This is a genomic window from Oceanobacillus senegalensis, from assembly GCF_900176885.1.
GTDB classification, from domain to species: Bacteria; Bacillota; Bacilli; order Bacillales; family Amphibacillaceae; genus Oceanobacillus; species Oceanobacillus senegalensis.
In genome coordinates this window covers 2,047,081-2,070,501 of the sequence record NZ_LT839648.1, presented here as the reverse complement: position 1 = coordinate 2,070,501, position 23,421 = coordinate 2,047,081, and the positions used below count along the sequence as shown (strand labels likewise).

The window sequence follows — 23,421 nt, the reverse complement described above, 5'->3', positions numbered from 1 at the left end:
TATATTTGTCATAACTTAGAGCTTACTTCTTATTTTTTAAGCAACTTTCATGAAATTTTAGCGATTGACATGTATGTTAATATAGAGGAAATATTTAATGGAGGAACTCGTTCATGGCAGTAGCNTTAGTTAAGTGAATAAGGGCGCACGGTGGATGCCTTGGCACTAGGAGCTGATGAAGGACGGGACTAACACCGATATGCTTCGGGGAGCTGTAAGTAAGCTTTGATCCGGAGATTTCCGAATGGGGAAACCCACTGTTCGTAATGGAACAGGACTTGTGTCTGAATACATAGGGCACAAGAGGCATACCTGGGGAACTGAAACATCTCAGTACCCAGAGGAAGAGAAAGCAAATGCGATTTCCCAAGTAGCGGCGAGCGAAACGGAAACAGCCCAAACCAGAGAGCTTGCTCTCTGGGGTTGTAGGACACTCCACATGGAGTTACAAAGGAATTCTTTAGACGAATCCATCTGGAAAGATGAGCCAAAGAGGGTAACAGCCCTGTAGTCAAAAGAGAATTCTCTCCGGAGTGTATCCTGAGTACGGCGGAACACGTGGAATTCCGTCGGAATCCGGGAGGACCATCTCCCAAGGCTAAATACTCCCTAGTGACCGATAGTGAACCAGTACCGTGAGGGAAAGGTGAAAAGTACCCCGGAAGGGGAGTGAAAGAGTACCTGAAACCGTGTGCCTACAAGTAGTCGAAGCGCATTTACGCGTGACGGCGTACCTTTTGTAGAATGGACCGGCGAGTTACGATCGTATGCAAGGTTAAGTGGAAGACACGAAGCCGCAGCGAAAGCGAGTCTAAACAGGGCGAATGAGTATGCGGTCGTAGACCCGAAACCGTGTGATCTACCCATGTCCAGGGTGAAGGTCAGGTAACACTGACAGGAGGCCCGAACCCACGTATGTTGAAAAATGCGGGGATGAGGTGTGGGTAGGGGTGAAATGCCAATCGAACACGGAGATAGCTGGTTCTCTCCGAAATAGCTTTAGGGCTAGCCTCAAGGAAAGAGTACTGGAGGTAGAGCACTGATTGGACTAGGGGCCCTCATCGGGTTACCGAATTCAGTCAAACTCCGAATGCCAGCTACTTAGACTTGGGAGTCAGACTATGGGTGATAAGGTTCATAGTCGAAAGGGAAACAGCCCAGACCACCAGCTAAGGTCCCAAAGTATACGTTAAGTGGAAAAGGATGTGGAGTTGCTTAGACAACCAGGATGTTGGCTTAGAAGCAGCCATCATTTAAAGAGTGCGTAATAGCTCACTGGTCGAGTGACTCTGCGCCGAAAATGTACCGGGGCTAAACGTATCACCGAAGCTGTGGATTGTCTTTTAGACAATGGTAGGAGAGCGTTCTAAGTGCTGTGAAGTCAGACCGTGAGGACTGGTGGAGCGCTTAGAAGTGAGAATGCCGGTATGAGTAGCGAAAAAAGAGTGAGAATCTCTTTCACCGAATGCCTAAGGTTTCCTGAGGAAGGCTCGTCCTCTCAGGGTTAGTCGGGACCTAAGCCGAGGCCGAAAGGCGTAGGCGATGGACAACAGGCAGATATTCCTGTACCACCTCGTGATCGTTATGAGTGATGGGGGGACGCAGTAGGATAAGGAATGCGCACCGATGGACGTGTGCGCCCAAGCAGTGAGAAAGTCAGATAGGCAAATCCGTCTGGCCATTTCAAGCTGTGATGGGGAGGCAACTATAGCCGAAGTTCCGGATTTCACACTGCCGAGAAAAGCCTCTAGCCAGATCACAGGTGCCCGTACCGCAAACCGACACAGGTAGGCGAGGAGAGAATCCTAAGGTGAGCGGGAGAACTCTCGTTAAGGAACTCGGCAAAATGACCCCGTAACTTAGGGAGAAGGGGTGCTCTATAGAGATAGAGCCGCAGTGAATAGGCCCAAGCGACTGTTTAGCAAAAACACAGGTCTCTGCGAAGCCGAAAGGCGAAGTATAGGGGCTGACACCTGCCCGGTGCTGGAAGGTTAAGGGGAAGAGTTAGGACCTTTGGTCCGAAGCTTAGAACCGAAGCCCCAGTAAACGGCGGCCGTAACTATAACGGTCCTAAGGTAGCGAAATTCCTTGTCGGGTAAGTTCCGACCCGCACGAAAGGTGCAACGACTTGGGCACTGTCTCAACGAGAGACCCGGTGAAATTATACTATGCGTGAAGATGCGCATTACCCGCGACAGGACGGAAAGACCCCGTGGAGCTTTACTGTAGCCTGATATTGAATGTCTGTGCAGCTTGTACAGGATAGGTGGGAGCCTCAGAAGCGTGAGCGCCAGCTTACGTGGAGGCATCCGTGGGATACCACCCTGGCTGTATGGACCTTCTAACCCAGGACCGTGATCCGGTTCGGAGACAGTGTCAGGCGGGCAGTTTGACTGGGGCGGTCGCCTCCCAAAAGGTAACGGAGGCGCCCAAAGGTTCCCTCAGAATGGTTGGAAATCATTCGCAGAGTGTAAAGGCAGAAGGGAGCTTGACTGCGAGACCTACAAGTCGAGCAGGGACGAAAGTCGGGCTTAGTGATCCGGTGGTTCCGCATGGAAGGGCCATCGCTCAACGGATAAAAGCTACCCCGGGGATAACAGGCTTATCTCCCCCAAGAGTTCACATCGACGGGGAGGTTTGGCACCTCGATGTCGGCTCATCGCATCCTGGGGCTGTAGTCGGTCCCAAGGGTTGGGCTGTTCGCCCATTAAAGCGGTACGCGAGCTGGGTTCAGAACGTCGTGAGACAGTTCGGTCCCTATCCGTCGTGGGCGCCGGAAGTTTGAGAGGAGCTGTCCTTAGTACGAGAGGACCGGGATGGACATACCGCTGGTGTACCAGTTGTTCCGCCAGGAGCATAGCTGGGTAGCTACGTATGGTAAGGATAAGTGCTGAAAGCATCTAAGCATGAAGCCCCCCTCAAGATGAGACTTCCCATCACTTCTAAGTGAGTAAGATCCCTCAGGGACTATGAGGTAGATAGGTTCGAGGTGAAAGCGTGGTGACACGTGGAGCTGACGAATACTAATCGATCGAGGACTTAACTAACTTCTTAATGGATGTCAGTGATTAACTCTTATTTAGTTTTCAAGGTACAAACCTTAAATTAAATACATAGGTCTAGTGATAATGGCGGAGAGGCCACACCTGTTCCCATGCCGAACACAGTAGTTAAGCTCTCCAGCGCCGATGGTAGTTGGGGTTAACCCCTGCGAGAGTAGGACGTTGCTAGGCAATTTTGAAAGACATGATACAAAATATTGTATTATGTCTTTTTTTGTATATTACTTATTGCCTTTTTTGTCATATATTTGTCATAACTTAGAGCTTACTTCTTATTTTTTAAGCAACTTTCATGAAATTTTAGCGATTGACATGTATGTTAATATAGAGGAAATATTTAATGGAGGAACTCGTTCATGGCAGTAGCCAGTAATCTATTATCTATTCTTGTTCTTGTTAGCTCTTTTCTTATAGGTATAATTGTATTTTATATGATGAGTAGCCTAACTAAGGATGAGAAGTGGATCCATATAAAAGAAATAGTATCGCAACTGATTGATATCGTTATCTTTATTTGGATTGGAAAAATATTGCTAAATTTATTCACGTTCGTCAATGATCCCGTAGCAGTATTGGCATATCCCAGTAGTAAAGATGCCTTTTATATTGCTATAGTACTTTTTACCATTCTACTTTATTATAAGAATAGAGAAAGGAAATCGATATAACCGTATTTTTGCATTCCTTTATTCAACTATTTTTAATTGCTTCGTTTATCTATGAATTCTTTCAGTTACTATGGAACAATAAGGAATATGGCCTGGGATATATGGTTGTTTCTGGCTTTTTATTAATTGTATTATTTCTTATTCAGGGTTGGGCTTCCTTTAAGTACCTCATCTTATTTCAATTAATCTGCTGGTCACTAGGGTTAATTATCCTATCATTTATTCAACCATATGTGACGGTTTTTGGTTATAGGATGGAGCTTTGGTTTATCATCCCTTATACTATTTCGTTATGTATCATCATTTTAAACAATTATAGGAAGAGGAATGTTAAGTAATGGGTTATAGCTAGTGTAGACCATTTTACTTGAATTCACTTAAAAAAATGATTAGCTAGTTGGGACAGAATTGGAGGAATAGATATGAAAAAGACCGTTCTTATATTAATTATTGCAGCTATGCTTGGATGGGCAATTTATGATTTTGTGCTTTCTAAAGAAAATGGACTGGGATCAGGAGAAGTAGGAAATACAGAAGGAGATATTGCCCCAGACTTTGAACTAACTACATTAGATGGAGAAAACGTTCGTTTATCTGATTATCGCGGAAAACGGGTTATGATTAATTTCTGGGCTACTTGGTGCCCACCTTGTCGTGCAGAAATGCCAGATATGCAGAAACTATATGAAAAGGAAGATGTAGTCATTTTAGCAGTTAATTTAAGATCAACAGAAAAAAATGATGAGGTTGTTATTGATTTCGTGAAAGAGTACGGATTAAGTTTTCCCATTCCAATGGATGTAGAAAATGAAGTGGCAAGTATGTTTGAGGTTAATGCATACCCTACATCGTACTTGATTGATTCAGAAGGAAGAATACAGCATAAAGCAATTGGTGCAATGAATTATGACAAAATGGTACAGGAATTTGAGAACATGAACTAATCCTTAATTAGGAAAGTTAATGTGTAATCGAACCATTGTCATTGATAATAGAAACTTATTTTAAACTCTTTTCCGGAACTTGCTATTTTGATGATTTATCAATTTTTGATCTTTAGAAATTTCATCAAATACTCTGCTTTACATTACATTTCTTTTTTATTATTTTAGAACCAGTTGTATTATGCATTGTTGTCTGTTTTCATACCTATATATTTACGAACTTGTTCAAAACGGGTAAAAGAAATGAAGGAAACAAAACTGAATTTCTAGTATCATGATGTTTAAAAGGTTAGAATAAGAAGAGGATATATAATAGTTTACTTAACAATTGAACAGTCGAGGTGTGAACATGAAATTACAAGTAAATGAGGAAGCAGCAAAATGGTTCATTGAAGAAATGGGCCTGGAAAAAGGTGACATGGTTCAGTTTTTCTTAAAAATATATGGTGGTATACCAACTGTCCACCCAAATTATTTCTTAGGAATTTCCTATGGAGAGAACGGAAAAATTGCTATTCAACAAGAAGTTCAAGGAATTACATTTTACTTTAATGAAAAAGATGCTTGGTTCCTGGATGAATATAATATGAAAGTACAATTAGGAAAAGGAGAACCAGAATACTTCTTTGAGGAAAGTTAGTTTCACTGATACTTCTTCGATGAATAGAGTTATTTTAAATTATAAACTTAAATTAATAAGAAGAACTTAAATGAATTTAGGTATAGTTACCTAAATTCATTTTTTTTGCTCTAAAAAACTATAAAACGTTTCTTTTGTTTAAAGAACATACAATATATAACGAAAGAAAGGTTGACAATTATTCTTTATATGAATAAAATATTCATAAATAAACTTATTGAATTACTTGGTATTGATAAGGGGGAGCTATGAAAAAATACTCGATATACCTGCTGTTCGGTTTTATGATTATTTCTTGGGGGATAGGAATATATTACTTCGTTACATTTTATACTCCCATTACAGTTATTCCAGCTTTCCATAACTTTTACTGGACTTCCACTTTTACAGCAATGTTAGGTTTGACGACTATTTTCACATTTATTTCAGCTATAGCAATCGCAATACTTAAATTTAAAAAAATATACAAATGGTACATCATTCATGGTGTAGGAATTTTTATCTGGGGATTTACTATTTTTTCGCAACTTAAAATTGCTGCTTTTAATCTAGGAATCTGCCATTAATCAAGTAGGAATATTCGGTCTTTCTCTTTAAAAAGATAAAGGCTAATTTTTTTTGTATCATTTTATCAAATATCAAATGGTTTGATATCATAATAAGTGGTTTTAAATGTATTGAGGTGTTGTATGAAAAAACTAAAGAATAAAACGATTGTGATTACAGGGGCATCTTCAGGAATTGGAGAAAAGGTTGCTAGAAAGGTCGCTGAAAAGGGAGCAACCCCAATTTTATTAGCTCGGTCTTCCGATAAATTGGAGAAAATTAGTAAAGAAATAAAGGAAGATTTCTCTGTAACCTGCTTGTATTTTCAGCTTGATGTTAGTGATACCAAGCAAGTAAAAAGGGAGTTTGATAAAATTTTACATGAAGTATCATCCATTGATATATTAATTAACAATGCCGGTTTCGGTATTTTTGATGCATTTCATGAGGCCTCCTTAGACGAAATTGACAGAATGTTTAAGGTGAATGTTCTTGGCTTAATGGCATGTACAAAACAAGTACTGCCATCAATGTTGGAAAAAAATACAGGGCATATCGTTAATATTGCATCTCAAGCTGGGAAATTGGCAACACCTAAATCAAGTGGATATTCGGCAAGTAAGCATGCCGTACTTGGTTTCACGAATAGTTTAAGATTGGAATTGTCTAAAACAGATATTTATATCTCTGCCGTCAATCCTGGTCCAATTGAGACAAAGTTTTTTGAAACAGCAGATCGGTCTGGAAGCTATGTTGAAAATGTGAAAAAGTATATGCTACAGTCTGACAAGGTTGCAGATAAAATTGTTCAGTTATTGATTAATCCAAAGCGTGAGCTAAATATCCCTAAATGGATGAATTTTGGCAATAAACTTTACAACCTATTTCCTGGTATCGCAGATAAACTAATTGCACCCTTTTTGGATAGAAAGTAAGGGCTTGGCGTGAATACATAATAAAGAAGCCAAAACGAATGTTGGCTTCTTTTTGAAGAGGAAAAAAGTATTAAATCTTACTCCTCCGTACGTCGTTAAACTATCGCTTGCGTCTTCGTTATAAACGTTTAAATCCTTCTTGTTGTAGGTAATCTACTGCTGCATTGTAGGTTGCATAGGTGGCATCCAACATATCGCCAGCATAAATATTCCATAAATCAAAATCCTGAATAAGCTTCAATATTTGTTTTTCTTCATTTATCCAAGTCTCTTCTATAAGAGAGGATTCGGAAAGAGAAGATATGGATTCTTTAATGATTTGTCGCAATTCCTCCTCTGTATAATTTCGTATATTTACCATACCCTTTTTATTGGTTTTATAATTTTTATTAATCCGCTCAGCGTATACAAAACCATTTCCATTTGGATGTAAATGATACACAACTATTTTCTTTTCGAATATACTATTTTCGTAATGGAAATTTACCCGACCAAGCGAAACATCATAACGCTTTAATTCAGTAAAGGATCCAATAATATCTAATTTTTCTTCAAATGTAAGCATGCTACCTCCACAATACGTATATATTCCATTATCAAAATGATAATCTGTATCTTTTATCCATATTATACCACTAGATTAATCTACAATACGAAAATTATTCTATTTTGAAAAAAGGCTTGTTTTAGTTGTATAATTTTGGTACATTAGAGTTAACAATATAATACAAACTTATTTTACGTACAGTTAAAGTAAGGATAGAGGTGCAGAGACCATTAGTATTTATGTGGAGGAGGATGAGCTCCAAAGAAGCATAAGGAAAGGGGAATTTGCCGAAGCGGAGGGAATCTCATAGTCCCAAAGTTGGGTCTGTTGTCGACAAGATACAGAACTGTCATATAGGAGACTATATGGAGGGCTATTCTAGCTAAGAACAATATACAAATGTTCTAGCAACAGTGAGCCTTCTCACTGTTGTTTTTTAATGAGTCCTCCACACTCGAATTAAAAATATAAGCAAAGGGTGTGTGTTGTAATGAATTTTGGTAATGTATTAACAGCTATGGTTACTCCATTTGATCAAGGTGGAGAAATAGATTATGAAGCAACAAGAGGTCTTGTAGATTATTTATTAAAAAATGGTTCTGACGGCTTAGTAGTTGCAGGAACGACTGGTGAATCTCCAACACTATCTCATGAAGAAAAATTAAATTTATTTAAATTTGTCGTTAGCGTGGTGGATGGGAGAGCCCCCGTAATTGCTGGAACTGGTTCAAATAATACAAAAGAATCGATTGAATTAACAAAAGAAGCAACAGCATTGGGCGTTGATGGAATAATGCTTGTTGCACCATACTATAATAAACCATCACAAGAGGGAATGTATCAGCATTTTCGTGCTATTGCAGAAAGCACCGAATTACCAGTTATGCTATACAATATTCCAGGTCGAAGTGTAGTGAATATAGAACCATCAACTATTATCCGCTTATCACAAATTGAAAATATTGTTTCTGTGAAAGAGGCAAGTGGTGACTTGGATAATGTCGCTGAAATTATAAGTAAAACTTCAGATGATTTTAGTGTATATACTGGTGAAGATGCATTAACATTACCAACTCTATCTGTTGGTGGAACAGGTGTTGTATCTGTAGCTTCCCATGTTATTGGTAATGAAATTCAGGATATGGTTCAACGGTTTAAGAATGGAGATGTTGCGTATGCAGCTACGATGCATCGTCATATCCTCCCTTTAATGAAAGCATTATTTGCAGCACCGAGTCCAACACCTGTGAAAGAGGCACTTAATCACATTGGCGTTCCTGTTGGTGGTGTCCGCTTACCACTTATCCCATTAAATGAAACAGAGCGTGCCACTTTATATCAAGTAATGGCAACATATGAATCAAAAGATGATGCCGTAGGATATTAAGTATGAAAAGATAGGAACAGGCAATCGTCTGTTCCTTCGTTTTGGAAAAAGTTACTAAAGAAGTCGATTTTTATCATACATAAACATTCCATCTCCCTGCCAATATAGTAATATGGAGGTGCTTATGAATGACTTTTAAACGAAAACAACCACAGGTATTAAGTGATGAACAAGCTGCAAGAAAAAAGATGCCTAAAAATTTTGATCATGAGTTTGCGAACGAGCCTCTAACCACTAATGAAAAATATCACAACAAAAAAACAAAGAAACGTCAATAATTCTGTAAGTTCAACTTCCCTCTTTTTTCGGTTAGTAAGAGGGAAGTTTTTACTTTACAACGGAAATTTCAATTTAAATATAAATGTCATGTAATAATGGTCATAACGTAAGGGAAAGGAGTTATACGGATGCAGCAAAAGGAAATGATTTATCCTATAATGGTACATACTTCGTCAAGCTTAAGGACGGTGAACTTTTATTTAATAGAAACAGGTCATTCATTAATATTAGTAGATGCTGGATGGAATAATGATGATAGTAAAAGAGCATTACAGCAGACGTTGGAGGAAAATGACTTTTCCTTGTCAGATTTAACCGATATTGTCTTAACACATAACCATCCAGATCATATTGGACTTGTTAATCAAATTACTGATAAGCATCCCATTCCTGTTTTTGCGCATAAAGATGCCATTCCTAGAATGAAAAGAGAACGTGAATTTTTAGAAATGCGTCTAGAGTTTTTTAAGAAATTATATGAAGAAATGGGGTGTGGGGAAGCGGGTGAAAAGCAGGTAAGGTATTTACGAGATGCGATAGAAAAAAATAGTGGCCAAAGCATACAAGCTGAAATTACCCCGATTGGAAACACTCACAGGAATTTTCAAGTCATAGAGGTGCCAGGTCATGCACCAGATCAAATAGCATTATGGAGTGAAAAGAGACGTGAGCTTTTATCAGGGGATTTATTAATTGATCATATCTCAAGTAATGCACTGGTTGAACCTGATTATAATGGGGAGCGTTTACCGACATTACTTCAGCATAAACATTCATTAGAAAAGGTACTTAATTTATCTGTTGATCGTGTATTTTCAGGACACGGGATGGTTATAGAAAATCCGACTACCTTAATAAAGAAACGAATAGTAGGAATGGAACGGAAAGCGCAAAAGTTTAAAAATTTAATGAAAGAGGAAGGGTTAACGACTGCAAGTGATATTGCAAAAGTTTATTATAAGAAAAGTTATTTCACTCAGTTTTCTTTGGTCATGTCCGAAGTTATCGGACATCTCGATTATATGGAACGAAATGAACAAATAACTAAAGAAAAGAAACATGCAGTATGGCATTACTCTATTGCTTAGTAATTTAGGAAATATTAGGTTTCAATCAGAATTGTTTGTATATTAGGATTATTTATGTTAGTATCATGGATGGGACGTCGTTAAATAGGAAAGCTTTTGGGGGATGCCAGTTATACTTATCTTTTTCGACTCATGTAGCAAGATTAGAAGTTAAATCGTTTAATATCTTTTTAGGGAGTGGTTTTCTAGTGAAAGATCTATATCCTTCAAGAAAGAATATGACGCCTGAAATTCTGAAAAGGAAGGATCCAGTAATTCATACAGATCGATCCAAGGATAATATGTCACCTCTTACAAAGGAACAGCTAGACTTCTATGAACAGAATGGATTTTTGCAAATTAAAGATTTTTTCTCTAAGAAAGAAGTTACTAATCTGCAAAATGGAATTTTTGAATTACAGGAGTCTCATAAGAATTCTACTTCTGAGAAAGTAATCCGTGAGCCAGATAGTGACGATATCCGTTCCATTTTCCATGTCCATGAGGATGATAACTATTTTAAGGATGTAGCTAATGACACACGCATACTTGATATAGTAAATCATTTACTTGGAAGCGATGTCTATGTCCATCAATCCCGAATAAATTATAAACCAGGTTTCAAGGGAAAGGAATTTGATTGGCATTCTGATTTTGAAACGTGGCATGTTGAAGATGGTATGCCACGTATGAGGGCAGTCAGTGTATCGATTGCATTGTCTGATAACTATACGTTTAACGGGCCTTTAATGATGATACCAGGGTCCCAGAACTACTATGTAAGTTGTGTAGGGGAAACTCCAGAAGAAAATTACAAAGATTCTCTAAAGAAACAAAAATTTGGTGTACCAGATCATGACAGTTTGCGTTGGTTAACGGAGAAATGTGGTGGAATCTCGGTGCCAACAGGACGAGCTGGTTCGATAACATTATTTGAGAGTAATACCATGCATGGATCCACAAGTAATATGACACCATATCCACGCAATAATTTATTTATGGTATTTAATAGTGTTGAAAATCAATTAGTTGAGCCATTTTCTGGTGGGAAAGAACGTCCCGAATATATTGCTGTAAGAGACGGTGTGAAATCATTAGTATCTAGTAATTAAATTATCTATAAAGCTTTCCTGGATACAAACTGGCATTCGAATATAATAAATGAACGAAACATAAATAAGAGGTTGGGACATAACCAAAGTGTTTAGCTCAAAAGACGAACAATGCTCTATTTCTGGAGCAATTTCATGTTCGGGTTTTGATTTAGAAATACTTTCGTCCCGACCTCTTTCGCTGTTTTATCGCAGATTAAGGGGCAGTAATACCCCCCACCTCAAAAATGGAGGAAACATTAATCATTTAAGTGGGGGATGAAAGCAATCCCCCACTGATTGAAGATTCACTTTATGTGGCTAGTTATATAAAATTATATTTGGTGAATTTCTAGAACAGGCAACGTTATGGACTTAAGGGATTCTGTTTCGTTATAATAGTGATAAATTTGGTAGTTTTTGGTTAGGCCTTGCCAAAAAATAAAAGTGAATGGAGATGAAAATTTATGTATCGAAAAGTAAATGATTTTTTACAAGATTGGTCTAATGCATCTCAAGGCACAATTAATGTACTAGAATCCCTAACAGATGAAAAATTGGGACAGGCTATTGTTGAGGGACATAGTACTCTTGGTTGGTTAGGCTGGCATTTAGCAACGGCACCAGCATTTTTTGGTGGGTTGGTAGGACTTGAAGTGAAACCATCAGGCGATGCTGAGAGTGTTCCTCAAAAAGCAAGTGAGATTGTTGATGGATATAAACAGGTAGTCTGCCAAGTGAAACAGGAAGTAGAACAAAAATTGACGGATGAAAAACTGATAGAAAATGTGGATAATTTTGGAAACCCTGAACCAAGGGGGGCATTATTAAGAGTGTTGATTGATCATCAAACACATCATAGAGGTCAAATGACCGTGTTATTGCGTCAAGCAGGATTGCCTGTTCCTGGTGTGATGGGACCAACAAAAGAAGATCAGGAAAAGGCATAAGAAAAATCCCAAGTCGAGTCGTTCATGTTAGACTTGGGATTTTATTTTTCATAGGAAAGATATATAACTAACTATTTAATATTATAAGTATCATCACTCGCCTCTTCGATAAACATGCATGGTTTCCCAGGAGCAATCATGGTTAAATCATGCATTGCTCTTGTACATGCAGTATAGAATAGAGCGCGGTCTGATTCTTTTCCATATTGTTGATCAGAGGCATCGGGAATGATGACTGCATCAAATTCTATCCCTTTTGCCAAATAAATAGGAAGTACAAGAAGCCCTTTTTCTAATGAGTAGGTTTCCTCATGCAATTGATGGATAACGATATCCCTTTTAAGTTGCTGATAAATTTGGTTACTTTCTTCCATGGTTTTGCAAATTAATGCAATTGTTTCGTGACCATTCTTTCTTTGAAAATCTATTTCGGCTAGAAGCGAAGATTTTTGATTTTCTCCATTTTTTAATTTAATAATGGATGGTTTTTTTCCTTTACGCTCGAATGGTTCAATCAGTGATTGCCCTGGTGCAAATTGTTTGGAAAACTCTACAATCTCCTTTGTTGACCTATAGCTTTTCGTTAATGTTATGCGTTCGTGTTTACTTTGTATAATTTCAGGTATAAGTGGGTTTTCATCCGTGGTATAAGCGTAAATACCTTGATTAACATCTCCCAATAACGTCATTCTTGTATATGGAAAAATATGGCGGATAAACGCAAATTGGAATGCGGAGTAATCTTGGGCTTCGTCAATAAATAAATGACGAATGGATCGATCTGCATCATCTCCAATAAGTCTTCCTTTAAAATATAGGTACGGGGTTGCATCTTCCCATAATAAATGACGATGTGCCAAATGGTACACTGTAAATTGGCAAATATCTTCCCACTTATTTGGTTTTATTGTTGGGTTAAAGGTTTCATACAGACTTCGATAGGTGGCAAGTATATTGATGAATTCGAGACGTTTAATCCGTTTTATAATTGGAGCAAAAGCTCTTTTGATGACAATTTTCCTTAAAAATGCTTCCTCGAGTAACGGATCGTCTTCATCTTCATATTCATCTTGACTTTTAAAGAATGCTTCTTGGTAGTCTTCTTTATCCAGTAATTGAACCTCATCCAATACCCAATCTTCATATATTTCCTTCTTTTGATGTTTACGAATTTCATGGAGTAACCATTTTGAAACACCCTCGATTTTATTTGGAATGGAGATAGAATCATCCAAGGAATAAAAGTATTCTTGAATTCTTTCTTTAGAAAGTAAGGTACGACCACGGAATTTAATGTTTTTGAACAGGATACCCTCGTTTTCTAGGCTTGAGATAAAGCCATCAAGTAAATCTTTAAAATCCAAGCTTGATTTGTAGTCCATATTTCGCAATCGAATAGGGTAAATTTCGTCTTTTTTTTGAGTTAGTGCATATTCCATTTGTTCAAAGGGTGATTCTATTTCGATATTCTTCTCAATTCTTTTCCTTAAAAATTCCAAGAAAGTATCTTGGCTAATATTGGTTTCACCTAATTCAGGAAGTACATTGGCTATATAATTCGAAAACAATGGATTAGGTGAAAAGAGAAGGAGATTGCTAGCACTTAATTCTTCACGAAAACGATACATTAAATAAGCGATTCGTTGTAGTGCTGCAGATGTTTTACCGCTACCTGCAACACCTTGAACAATTAACAAATTGCTATGCTCGTTTCGAATGATTTTATTTTGTTCCTTTTGAATGGTTGCAACAATACTTTTCATGGTTGTACTTGCATTATTACCGAGAGCCCTTTGTAAGAGCCCATCCCCGATGGTTAAGCCAGTATCAAACATACCTTTAAACTGACTTTGTCTAATAATATATTGTCTTTTTAAGGTGATTTCTCCAGTAATAGTTTCTTCTGTTGTATCGTATTTAGCAGGTCCTGGAGGATAGTCATAATACATGCTTGAGATTGGTGCACGCCAATCATAAACAAGGAAATCCTCTTCCTTTTCATCCATAAGTGAGGCAATTCCTATATAGATTTTTTCATCTTGGTCATTTAGGTTTTCCCTAAAATCAATTCGCCCAAAATAAGGGGAGTTTCTAAGACGTTCCAGAATCTTTCGCTCTTTATCCATTTTCCCATGAGAACGTTCACGCTCTTGAAGAAATTCTGATTGTTGCTTCAGGCTTGCTTGGGTTTCATTTACATCATCTGGTTCATCTAAATTTACCGTAACATCGTCCCAGAAATTTTTACGGAGGTCAATAATATTTTCTTTTAAACCAGATGATCTTGTATGTAATGCCTGTAATCTTTTATCAATAATTTCTATTACGCGTTTGAACCTATGTTCTTCAGCTTGACGTTCGTCTGTTTGATTTTTTGTATGGTATTCAGATTCTTGTTTCATTCAAAATCCTCCCCATTCCGTAGTTCTGATATATATTCAATGTACTATAAGAAAGATACTTATTGTCTTTCATATTTGTTTCGTTTATATAAAGTTATTGTAAGTATTTTATTCAACTATGTAGAGTAATATCCATTTTATCCTGTTACACAGTGAAGAAAACGATTTATTGATTTTTTAGTATTATTGTACCAGTTGTTTTTTTTGTAGTAGAGGCTACAGAATGATTTGAAAAAATAAAAGTCCATGGCATACTAGTGTGTTTTTCTACAATAAGATGTGGAAAATCAAAAGTTTGTTTGGCTAGTATTTCATCATCTATTACGTAATAGATTTCCTTTTGGTGGATAGGAAAATCGTTATTACTGATATTATGCATTAATACAGTTACTAGTAAATCTCCTCTATGGTTAATAGCTTCTTTAAGTAGGGTAAATTGAATGTTCGGCTTCTCTTCTAACTTAATTTGATTAAATATCTGTTTTATATTTTCACGGTCCTTATCAGCTATTGTTTTATCCCATTTCGATTCAAATTGAAGTTTTTGCATCATTATCATTCTCACTCCATGTATTTAGAAACTCTCTATCTATATTTTAACAGGAAGAGCTACTAAACCCCAACACATCCGCTAAAATCAACAAATTACATGGATTGGTGAAAACCATACGTATCAAATTAGACACTAAATGATGTTGTTAGATATGGTATAATAGAATGACGTAGATTTTGTAGTTTTATCGCAGGTTAAGGGGCAGTAATCCCCCTAAATCAATAAAGAAGAAAAAGCGAATCGTTGTAGATGGTGGATGAAAGAGACCTCCACGGATTAATGATTCACTTTAACACGTGATTTACTAGCTGTAAGTCTCTGAGAGAGAAGAGTTTAATATTTTTCAAGAATATAAATGGGGGTAGCCAGAAATACCTCACGTATCTAACAATCAATTAGGGATAAAAACCCCTCTTATAGACAACTAGATTTGACTCAACGTTATAAAATGAAGAGAAAGGAGTTTGGTTTATGAAGTTTTTTCATACGGCCGATTGGCATTTAGGAAAATTAGTTCAGGGTGTCTATATGACAGAAGACCAGCGATATGTTCTTGATCAATTTATTCAAGCCATAGAAGAAGAGAAACCAGATGCTGTGATTATTGCAGGGGATCTTTATGACCGAGCGGTACCGCCAACAGAGGCTGTCCATCTGCTAGATGAAGTGTTAGAGACAATCGTGTTAAAGTTACATACTCCTGTCTTAGCAGTAGCTGGTAATCATGATAGTCCTAGTCGATTAAATTTTGGAAGTAAAATTATGAGGGAAAAAGGCTTCCATATTATTGGTAATTTTACGAAGGAATTAAAACCTGTCGTCTTACCTGATGAACATGGGGAGGTTCATTTTCACCTTGTTCCATACTGTGATCCTAGTGTTGTACGAACCGTTTTGGAAGATGATGAGATACGTAGCCATGACGATGCTCAAGAAAAGATTCTGGAGCGAATAAAGCGTAATATGGATCCAAATAGTCGCCACGTTTATATCGGACATGCTTTTGTTACTCCATTCGGTGAAAAGGAAGAAAATACAAGTGAATCGGAAAGACCACTATCTATTGGCGGAGCAGAATATGTGAATGCCCAACATTTTAACGCCTTTCATTACACCGCACTTGGTCACTTACATCAGGCCCATTTTGTTCAAAATGAAACAATCCGCTATTCCGGTTCTATATTAAAATATTCTATTTCAGAAGAACGTCATCAAAAGGGATTTCATGTTGTTGAAATGGATGCTCTTGGAAATGTTTCAATTGAAAAACGTCTTTTTGCCCCAAGACGTGATATTCGTACGGTGGAGGCCACAATGGAAGGTTTACTCAGGCATCCTGTTAATGAAGATTATGTTTTTGTTAAGTTACTTGATGAAACACCGGTGTTATCTCCTATGGAAAAGGTTCGTTCAGTTTATCCTAATGCCATGCATGTAGAGCGAAAAAATGTGAATCGAACATTCCTTCATGAGAATGAAGCGCAAAAAGAAAATCGAAGCAAATTGAGTGATTTTGAACTTTTCAAAGCCTTTTATAAGGAAGTAAAGGGAAATGAGCCAAATGAAGATACGGAGAATCTGTTCAAAGAAGCATTAAATGAAATATTACAGGAGGACAATGAAACATCAGAGAAAAGAGAGGTTGTTCGAAATTAGTAAAATGGAAGGGGGAATGGTGTATTGAAACCACTGAAGTTAACAATGACTGCGTTCGGTCCGTATAAATATACCGAAACCATTGATTTTTCAAATCTTGAACAAAATCATCTATTTGTTATTTCGGGTAATACTGGTGCAGGGAAAACAACAATTTTTGATGGGATTTGCTTTGCGTTATATGGAAGTGCAAGTGGGTCAGACCGTGAAAATCATACGATGCTGCGAAGTGATTTTGCGGAGGATAGTACACATACATCTGTTGAACTAGAATTTGCTATCCATGGCAGGGTCTATCGCATTTTACGTCAATTGGGACATGTAAAAAAAGGTAATAAGACAAAAACAGGGGAAAAGTATGAATTCTATGAAAAGGTAGATGGCAGGGAAATACCGTGTGTGGATCGACAAATTGTTTCAGAGATTGATAAAAAGGTTGAAGAAATTATTGGATTAACGAAGGATCAATTTAAACAAATTGTGATGTTACCACAGGGGGAATTTCGTAAGCTTTTAACATCAGAAACGGAAAATAAAGAAGAAATCTTACGTCGAATTTTCAAAACAGAGTCATACAAACAAATTGGTGAACGGCTAAAACAAAAGAAGCAACAGGTAGGACAGGATTTTGAACAAGTCAAAAGATTAAGAGACCATCATATTCAAAATATAACAGTGTCTCTACCAGAACGGGAGGAATCTAAACTATTTCAGATTCTTTCAGAGGATTATTATAATGTGAATCAGGTCATCACCGGATTAGAGCAGGAAGAGCGTTTTTACCAAAAACAGATAGAAATCGATCAGCAGAAATATAAGGTTGCTTATAAGGAACACGATAAGCAGCAAAACCAATATTACCAAGCAAAAGCCATAAATGATCGTTTTTTACAGTTGGATCTGAAGAAAGAAAGATTATTAGAATTAGAAGAGAAAATGCCAGCTGTTGAAATGAAGGAAAAACAATTGGCAGATGCAGAACGAGCGAGCAATATTGAAGTCTATGATAAGCAAGTGAGTGAATGGAGAAAAGCAGAGAAAGATAAAGCTGAAGCATTAGCTGAGGCAGAGAACTATCATAAAGAAGTAAGTCAACAGCTGCAAATTGCCGAGAAAGCGTATAAGGAAGAAGAAGGGAAGAAAGAAGAAAGAGAAAAGGTTGCTAAAAGATTAGATCGTTTAAATGAGTATTTACCAATGGTTGAAGACTTGGATAAGCTTAAACGACAAGTTTTCAATCATAAAACTGAAGCAAAACAGGCTTACTCAGAACTTGAAAAGGCGAAAGCAGATATACAGACTAAAAATGAAAAAAGTGAAACAATGGTTAAGCACATAAAGGAATTGGATGAAGCGACTAGTCAAATAACGATAAAGCAGCAACAGTATACAGAGGTAAAGGAAAAAGCTAAAGTTTTACTAGCTTATAAAAAGTTAACGAATGAAATTGACGAGTTGAAAAAAGATGTACAGGAAAAACAGAATGAATTTCAACAGCAAAAAAAGAAATATTATGAGGCGGAATCCTTATGGGTAAATAATCAAGCAAGTTTATTGGCTTCTCATTTACATGAGGGGGAAGCATGTCCAGTCTGCGGTAGTTTGGATCATCCTAAGAAGGCAACTAATAATGATTCATTGGTATTAAAAGAAGAATTGGATAATTTAAAAACGAAAATGGATGAAAAGCAAGATTTCTATCGGAAGGCGGAAGCTTTATTAGAAACAAAAGTCACACAGAAAGATGAAAAAGCAAAAGAGCTTTCCGAGTATTCCATCCAAGAAGAATCTGCAATCGAAGCGTATGAACAAGTTGTTAGGGAAGGGAAACAGTTAAAAGCAGAAGTTGAGCAACTAACAAAACAGGCAGAAGAATTACGAGTTTTGCGCCTTAATCATGATGAAGAACTTAAGAAATTAAAACAAATGGAAATGCAAAAAGAAAAACGAGATAAAGTTTTTCAAGAATGTAAAACGGTGTATGAAACCACAAAAGTACGTTATGATGAGAGAATAAACAGTATACCTGAATCCGTTAGGGAATTATCTGTATTGAAAAAAGCGATACAAGAAACCGCTAAATATCAAGTGAAGCTAGAAGAATCCTGGGAAACCGCTAAAAAACATTATGAAATAGTAAAGGAAAATGATACGAAGGCGAAAGCAAACGTAGCTCACTCTAAACAGCAGCTAGAGGAAACAATGGAACGTAAGGAAAAAGCAGAGAAAGCCTTTCGGGAACAACTTAGTAAGGCTGAATTTACTTCAGAGGAAATGTATGCCCAAGCGAAAATGGATTCAGCAAAACGTGAAAAGTTAAAAGAGGCTGTCCAAAAATTCAGGGAAAGTCTTTTTACTGTGAAGCAACAGGTACGAGAATTACATGCTGAATTACAAGAAAAAGAAAGATCGGATTTAACGCAATTTGAAGTTAAACTCGAACAATTAAAACAAGAGTATGAGTCTGCTTTACATCAGTTAAATGCATCAAAAGAGTACTATCAAGAAGCAACAAGAATGATTACGACACTTAAAGAAGTGGAAGAAAAAGTGGATAAGTTGGATAAACAACGAAGTATCATTTCTGATTTACACGATGTAATTAGAGGTCAAAATGACAAACGGATTTCATTTGAGAGATATCTACAAATTGAATACTTGGAAAGAATTATTGATGCTGCAAACCATCGATTAAAACGCTTATCAAATGGACAGTTCTATTTAATACGAAGTGACCGTCAAGAATCCCATGGACGTCAAAGTGGTTTAGGACTGGATGTGTATGATACCTATACCGGTCAAACCCGTGATGTAAAAACATTGTCAGGGGGAGAGAAGTTTAATGCTTCCTTGTGTTTGGCACTAGGAATGTCAGATGTCATTCAAAGCTTCCAAGGTAATATTTCGATAGATACGATGTTTATTGATGAAGGATTTGGCTCATTGGATGAAGAGGCGTTAAACAAATCGATTGATACTTTAATTGAAATTCAACAATCTGGACGTATGATTGGTGTTATATCCCATGTTGAAGATTTGAAAAATATGTTTCCGGCCATTTTAGAAGTTGAAAAAACGAAAGAAGGATTCAGTAAGACAAAATTTGTTTTGAAATAATATTTTAAAAATGCCTCTATTCGTACACTTTGTTGTCTTTTTACAAGGGTTATGCCCATTTAATTTCTCCGCGTGTTGATTTGCGCTACGGAAAGTGCAGTGTATTTCCGCAGCGGTATTTAAGCTCCAGATTTTGGGTGAAGTTACTGCGCATTCTATATATAACGTAATTGAAACAACAATCTAAAAGAAAACAACCTTTTAAAAGCAGAACTCATTAAATTGGGTTCTGCTTTTTTATGGGAGTAAGGGTAATGGAAAAATTCTTAGTTATAAAATTTCTGTGATACAACTGAAATAATCGGAATAAATTTATGAACCTAATGAAAACTATACATAAAAATGGAGGAGGAGACTTGGAATGGGTTGTAATAATTTTGGGAATGTGGACAGACAATTGGTAGGGAAAATGAAATACATAATTTCATTTCTACTATTGATTACTACATTTTTAATTCCAAACGTGACAGAAGCAGAGGAAATGATGCGTGTACGCTTAGTGAATCATATTGGAGACACTTCTAAGTTAACTATTAAAATGGAAGGTGATTATTTCTCGCTTGATCCAACTGTACAATTAAGGGAGGGGGTCGAGTACAAACTGACAGTTAAAAACGGTTCTCTGTTTTTAAAAGGAAATAAAAAAACATACGAAATAAATGATTCACTCGTACTCATTCCAAATAACTATGATAATCAACATGTGATTCATATTAATGATAAACCTTATTTGGGAGCAATGGAGCTAAGGTTAGAAAATGGACAACATATCCGCCCTGTGAATCAGTTACCTTTAGAGGATTATTTAAAAGGGGTTGTCCCTTTTGAAGTCTTTTCCGAATGGAGTCTTCATACATTAAAAGCACAAGCATTAGCAGCAAGGACATATGCTGCATCGCACGTGGGAGAGGAAATTGATGATACGATTCGTTATCAGGTATATGGCGGATTTGCATGGGATCCCAAAACAACAAAAGCTGTAAATGAAACAAAGGGTGAGGTTATTACTTATAATAATAGGCTTATTAATGCCTTTTATTCTGCAAGTAATGGAGGGAAAACAGAAAATAATTCCCATGTTTGGGGAGGAAAAGCCATGCCATTCTTCCCAATAAAAAAAGACCCTTATGATCCTACACACCCCTGGGAATTTACATTAAATGAAACTCAAATCTCATTAGAGGATATAGAATGGGATAGCCCCAACTGGTGGAATGAAGTCGAAGAAAAGGATAAAGAAATAACAGAAACGATCAAAAACTGGTTAAATAACAGAGGATATCCAGGTGACATTAAAATCCTATCCATACCTACATTCGAATTGTCCAATCAACAACTTCCATCCGATCGTAGTGTAAAAGGATCCATTTCTATAACATTTTTGTGGAGATTATTTGATGGTACGGTCTGGTATCAGGAAGTTAGTCTAAATAATGTGAAACTAAATCGGATTCGACCTATGATAGGTGGAACGGTGTTTAAAAGCTATCTCATTGACTCTTTAGAGAAGGATGGCGAAGTTTATACAATGAAAGGGAAGGGATTTGGACATGGTGTTGGAATGAGTCAGTGGGGAGCATATGTAATGGGGGAAAAAGGAAAATCCTATGAAGAAATAGTTGAATTTTACTTTCCGAAAACTACTATTATGCAAATAGGGGAAATGTAATTCGACAAAATCCTCGCTTGAGTCGAACGTTGGGCGGGGAATTTTATTTTTTCGACAGAATTCGAGAAGTACTATAAGATGTTCGTTATAAAGAACAATAAGATGTTAATACTCGCGTGATTCGACATAAGATTTATATCGCTTCATGTTTCGACAATTGACTATAAAGTTCCCTTTTGGTCATAGTAGCTGATATTAAACTTATCTATAGGTGATTAAAATGTTGCTTTAAAAGTTAAAAAAAGGATGCCCAAAAAGTTAGGACATCCTCCTTCTATTATCTTGCAAACCGATGATTTCCGATAGTAACAGTTACTTCACGAGATCGAATCCAGTCACTTTTGGCTGTTTGTGGATTATAAAAATAGATAGAACCATTTCCTTGGCCCCTATAAGCGATGGCTTCATTTACTGCACGCATATCCTCTGAAGTGTATCCATTGTTGATTTCCCCATTTTGAACAGGTGTAAAAGCAAAATGTCCACCAGCTTTTTCATAAATGACACCACGTACAGTGTTAGGGAATTCTTGATGGTCAACTCGATTTAAAACTACGGTAGCAACGGCTACTTTTCCGGCATATGGTTCCCCTTTTGCTTCTGCATGTACGAGCTTTGCCATTAATTCTTTGTCTTCAAAGGAAATGAAATCTGGAATGTTAATCGTTTCTCCTATATATAGGGTATTCCCTGAGCGCTTATTAGCAATTTGTAAGTTTGTTAGAGTAGTACCATATTTTTGAGCTATTTTCCAAAATGTATCTCCCTTTTGAACAGTGTATGATGTTGCGTCTGCATGTATTGGAATAGTAAAGATACTTACTGACATAGCTGTTATTAATAATAGCTTAGTAATCTTTTTCATGTATTTTCCTCCCCGAAGCAGTTTACATAAAAGATTACTAGATGTAATAGAATTTAGCATGGCCCAAAATTTCCCAATATGGATATAATCGATGACACCTTATAACTACTCTAACCTTATCGATTGTCTGGTATTTTTATCCAATGGGAAAAAACCTCCAATTTTTGGTAAAGTTGGGAGAATAATCATTGAATATGACAATTGTTACAAAACTGAAAACAATCAAGACCACACTTCTTTTAATGTTTGTTGGAAAAGGAAATCTAATGGAGTGGTGATTGATTGGTTTTTATCAGTTAAGGATTTTGCATAATTATCAAGTCTTTTTAGTTCCACTTGTATGTATATATGTAAATTTTGTAGGTCTAATGGGTTTAACTCCAGATTATTCCCTAATTTTATTTTTATTAAATGATTAACAATTCGTTTAATTTTTCCCTCGGGAACAAGCTTGTCTACTAAATAGCTAAATTTTAATGGTGGAAATTCCTTATACTCTTTTATCCAAGTGGCCAGTAATAAAGGACGCAAAACATTTAAATAAAGCTTGATATTTACTGTTTCTTCACTGCATCGTCGAAAGTTATTTTTAGACATATTGATATAGTGGTGTATACAAGACTTTTCTGAAAAATATGCTTTCTCCATTTCCTTTATTTTTTCAATTGTAGAGAAAGCTTGGTAGTATACTATATCTGTATGTAACCATTCAAGTAAGCTTGGATTTGATTTGCGAAATAGCTTTAGTGCTTTGGTCAGATCCCAGCCATACATATCTAAAGCATTGTTAAATGGTACCTTTTTCACATCTTTCTTTTTTCCAATTCCAATCGGATCAATACTGAGGTAGTAGGTAGTTGGATGAATGTAAATAAAGCGTACATCATAATCACTTTTCTCTGAAGCGAGACCATAAGATCTACTTCCCGCCTCACAAGCAAATAGAATCTTTATTTGGTGTTTATTCTCTATTTCCATTAGCTTCGTTATAATGATTTCTTTCATACTGTAACCTCGCACTTTATCTATTTTTGGTATAAGTG

Annotated in this window: 19 protein-coding genes, 2 rRNA genes and 1 riboswitch; of the genes, 16 read left to right on the top strand and 5 right to left on the bottom strand. The window is 36.7% G+C overall.

Annotated elements, in window-relative coordinates:
- The first annotated feature begins 127 nt into the window (after nucleotides 1-127).
- From CAO17_RS09880 to CAO17_RS09850, 8 genes are all read left to right on the top strand, one after another.
- Nucleotides 128-3,047 (top strand): 23S ribosomal RNA (locus CAO17_RS09880).
- 71 nt (nucleotides 3,048-3,118) lie between these two features.
- A 5S ribosomal RNA gene (gene rrf, locus CAO17_RS09875) occupies nucleotides 3,119-3,233 on the top strand.
- Nucleotides 3,234-3,418: 185 nt separating this feature from the next.
- Nucleotides 3,419-3,730 (top strand): hypothetical protein, encoded by a 312-nt coding sequence (locus CAO17_RS09870; protein ID WP_085992653.1) that lies wholly within the window; start codon nucleotides 3,419-3,421, stop codon nucleotides 3,728-3,730.
- 8 nt (nucleotides 3,731-3,738) lie between these two features.
- Entirely contained in the window at nucleotides 3,739-4,068 is a 330-nt protein-coding gene (locus CAO17_RS21380) for a hypothetical protein (RefSeq protein WP_218775554.1), read from the top strand.
- Nucleotides 4,069-4,152: 84 nt separating this feature from the next.
- Nucleotides 4,153-4,674 (top strand): peroxiredoxin family protein, encoded by a 522-nt coding sequence (locus tag CAO17_RS09865; protein WP_085992652.1) that lies wholly within the window; start codon nucleotides 4,153-4,155, stop codon nucleotides 4,672-4,674.
- A 349-nt stretch (nucleotides 4,675-5,023) separates the two neighbouring features.
- Nucleotides 5,024-5,314, top strand: a complete 291-nt coding sequence (locus CAO17_RS09860; protein ID WP_085992651.1) for a HesB/YadR/YfhF family protein — start codon at nucleotides 5,024-5,026, stop codon at nucleotides 5,312-5,314.
- A 248-nt stretch (nucleotides 5,315-5,562) separates the two neighbouring features.
- Nucleotides 5,563-5,880 (top strand): hypothetical protein, encoded by a 318-nt coding sequence (locus CAO17_RS09855; protein ID WP_085992650.1) that lies wholly within the window; start codon nucleotides 5,563-5,565, stop codon nucleotides 5,878-5,880.
- 123 nt (nucleotides 5,881-6,003) lie between these two features.
- On the top strand, nucleotides 6,004-6,795 hold the full coding sequence (locus CAO17_RS09850) for an SDR family NAD(P)-dependent oxidoreductase (protein ID WP_085992649.1): 792 nt from the start codon (nucleotides 6,004-6,006) through the stop codon (nucleotides 6,793-6,795).
- 118 nt (nucleotides 6,796-6,913) lie between these two features.
- Here the strand turns inward: CAO17_RS09850 and CAO17_RS09845 are convergent, their stop codons facing one another.
- Nucleotides 6,914-7,360 (bottom strand): hypothetical protein, encoded by a 447-nt coding sequence (locus CAO17_RS09845; RefSeq protein ID WP_085992648.1) that lies wholly within the window; start codon nucleotides 7,358-7,360, stop codon nucleotides 6,914-6,916.
- A gap of 187 nt (nucleotides 7,361-7,547) precedes the next feature.
- Nucleotides 7,548-7,726: riboswitch (Lysine riboswitch) on the top strand.
- A 106-nt stretch (nucleotides 7,727-7,832) separates the two neighbouring features.
- Between CAO17_RS09845 and dapA the strand changes: the two genes are divergently transcribed.
- From dapA to CAO17_RS09820, 5 genes are all read left to right on the top strand, one after another.
- On the top strand, nucleotides 7,833-8,729 hold the full coding sequence (gene dapA / locus CAO17_RS09840) for a 4-hydroxy-tetrahydrodipicolinate synthase (protein ID WP_085992647.1): 897 nt from the start codon (nucleotides 7,833-7,835) through the stop codon (nucleotides 8,727-8,729).
- 128 nt (nucleotides 8,730-8,857) lie between these two features.
- Entirely contained in the window at nucleotides 8,858-9,007 is a 150-nt protein-coding gene (sspO, locus tag CAO17_RS09835) for a small acid-soluble spore protein O (RefSeq protein ID WP_085992646.1), read from the top strand.
- Between the two features lie 144 nt (nucleotides 9,008-9,151).
- Entirely contained in the window at nucleotides 9,152-10,096 is a 945-nt protein-coding gene (locus CAO17_RS09830) for an MBL fold metallo-hydrolase (RefSeq protein ID WP_245831819.1), read from the top strand.
- Nucleotides 10,097-10,284: 188 nt separating this feature from the next.
- The gene (gene thpD / locus CAO17_RS09825; RefSeq protein ID WP_085992644.1) at nucleotides 10,285-11,187 is read left to right on the top strand and encodes an ectoine hydroxylase; all 903 of its coding nucleotides are present in this window, start codon (nucleotides 10,285-10,287) and stop codon (nucleotides 11,185-11,187) included.
- 446 nt (nucleotides 11,188-11,633) lie between these two features.
- Entirely contained in the window at nucleotides 11,634-12,116 is a 483-nt protein-coding gene (locus tag CAO17_RS09820; protein WP_085992643.1) for a DinB family protein, read from the top strand.
- Between the two features lie 71 nt (nucleotides 12,117-12,187).
- On the opposite strand, the gene helD is transcribed toward CAO17_RS09820, so the two are convergent.
- Both helD and CAO17_RS09810 read right to left on the bottom strand, forming a co-directional pair.
- Entirely contained in the window at nucleotides 12,188-14,518 is a 2,331-nt protein-coding gene (helD, locus tag CAO17_RS09815; protein ID WP_085992642.1) for an RNA polymerase recycling motor HelD, read from the bottom strand.
- Nucleotides 14,519-14,684: 166 nt separating this feature from the next.
- Nucleotides 14,685-15,077 carry an SLAP domain-containing protein gene (locus CAO17_RS09810; RefSeq protein ID WP_085992641.1) on the bottom strand — a complete coding sequence of 131 codons (393 nt, stop codon included), beginning with the start codon at nucleotides 15,075-15,077 and terminating at the stop codon, nucleotides 14,685-14,687.
- Between the two features lie 465 nt (nucleotides 15,078-15,542).
- On the opposite strand from CAO17_RS09810, the gene CAO17_RS09805 reads away from it, so the two are divergent.
- From CAO17_RS09805 to CAO17_RS09795, 3 genes are all read left to right on the top strand, one after another.
- Nucleotides 15,543-16,727: an exonuclease SbcCD subunit D gene (locus CAO17_RS09805; RefSeq protein ID WP_085992640.1), complete on the top strand. Its 1,185-nt coding sequence runs from the start codon at nucleotides 15,543-15,545 to the stop codon at nucleotides 16,725-16,727.
- Between the two features lie 24 nt (nucleotides 16,728-16,751).
- Nucleotides 16,752-19,844, top strand: coding sequence for an SbcC/MukB-like Walker B domain-containing protein (locus CAO17_RS09800; RefSeq protein ID WP_085992639.1), 3,093 nt, complete (start codon nucleotides 16,752-16,754; stop codon nucleotides 19,842-19,844).
- 361 nt (nucleotides 19,845-20,205) lie between these two features.
- Nucleotides 20,206-21,513: a SpoIID/LytB domain-containing protein gene (locus CAO17_RS09795; RefSeq protein WP_245831818.1), complete on the top strand. Its 1,308-nt coding sequence runs from the start codon at nucleotides 20,206-20,208 to the stop codon at nucleotides 21,511-21,513.
- 277 nt (nucleotides 21,514-21,790) lie between these two features.
- Here the strand turns inward: CAO17_RS09795 and CAO17_RS09790 are convergent, their stop codons facing one another.
- A complete protein-coding gene (locus tag CAO17_RS09790; RefSeq protein ID WP_085992638.1) occupies nucleotides 21,791-22,378 on the bottom strand; it encodes a cell wall hydrolase in 588 nt (195 codons plus the stop codon).
- A 222-nt stretch (nucleotides 22,379-22,600) separates the two neighbouring features.
- A complete protein-coding gene (locus tag CAO17_RS09785) occupies nucleotides 22,601-23,383 on the bottom strand; it encodes a nucleotidyltransferase domain-containing protein (protein ID WP_085992637.1) in 783 nt (260 codons plus the stop codon).
- Nucleotides 23,384-23,421 lie beyond the last annotated feature (38 nt).

Coding starts and splice junctions, on each gene's coding strand:
- CAO17_RS09830 (WP_245831819.1), top strand. CDS start 9,152: ATGATTTATCCTATAATGGTACATACTTCGTCAAGCTTAAGGACGGTG.
- CAO17_RS09820 (WP_085992643.1), top strand. CDS start 11,634: ATGTATCGAAAAGTAAATGATTTTTTACAAGATTGGTCTAATGCATCT.
- CAO17_RS09850 (WP_085992649.1), top strand. CDS start 6,004: ATGAAAAAACTAAAGAATAAAACGATTGTGATTACAGGGGCATCTTCA.
- helD (WP_085992642.1), bottom strand. CDS start 14,518: ATGAAACAAGAATCTGAATACCATACAAAAAATCAAACAGACGAACGT.
- CAO17_RS09790 (WP_085992638.1), bottom strand. CDS start 22,378: ATGAAAAAGATTACTAAGCTATTATTAATAACAGCTATGTCAGTAAGT.
- CAO17_RS09865 (WP_085992652.1), top strand. CDS start 4,153: ATGAAAAAGACCGTTCTTATATTAATTATTGCAGCTATGCTTGGATGG.
- sspO (WP_085992646.1), top strand. CDS start 8,858: ATGACTTTTAAACGAAAACAACCACAGGTATTAAGTGATGAACAAGCT.
- CAO17_RS09860 (WP_085992651.1), top strand. CDS start 5,024: ATGAAATTACAAGTAAATGAGGAAGCAGCAAAATGGTTCATTGAAGAA.
- CAO17_RS09785 (WP_085992637.1), bottom strand. CDS start 23,383: ATGAAAGAAATCATTATAACGAAGCTAATGGAAATAGAGAATAAACAC.
- CAO17_RS09805 (WP_085992640.1), top strand. CDS start 15,543: ATGAAGTTTTTTCATACGGCCGATTGGCATTTAGGAAAATTAGTTCAG.
- dapA (WP_085992647.1), top strand. CDS start 7,833: ATGAATTTTGGTAATGTATTAACAGCTATGGTTACTCCATTTGATCAA.
- CAO17_RS09855 (WP_085992650.1), top strand. CDS start 5,563: ATGAAAAAATACTCGATATACCTGCTGTTCGGTTTTATGATTATTTCT.
- CAO17_RS09845 (WP_085992648.1), bottom strand. CDS start 7,360: ATGCTTACATTTGAAGAAAAATTAGATATTATTGGATCCTTTACTGAA.
- CAO17_RS09810 (WP_085992641.1), bottom strand. CDS start 15,077: ATGATAATGATGCAAAAACTTCAATTTGAATCGAAATGGGATAAAACA.
- CAO17_RS09870 (WP_085992653.1), top strand. CDS start 3,419: ATGGCAGTAGCCAGTAATCTATTATCTATTCTTGTTCTTGTTAGCTCT.
- CAO17_RS09795 (WP_245831818.1), top strand. CDS start 20,206: ATGGGTTGTAATAATTTTGGGAATGTGGACAGACAATTGGTAGGGAAA.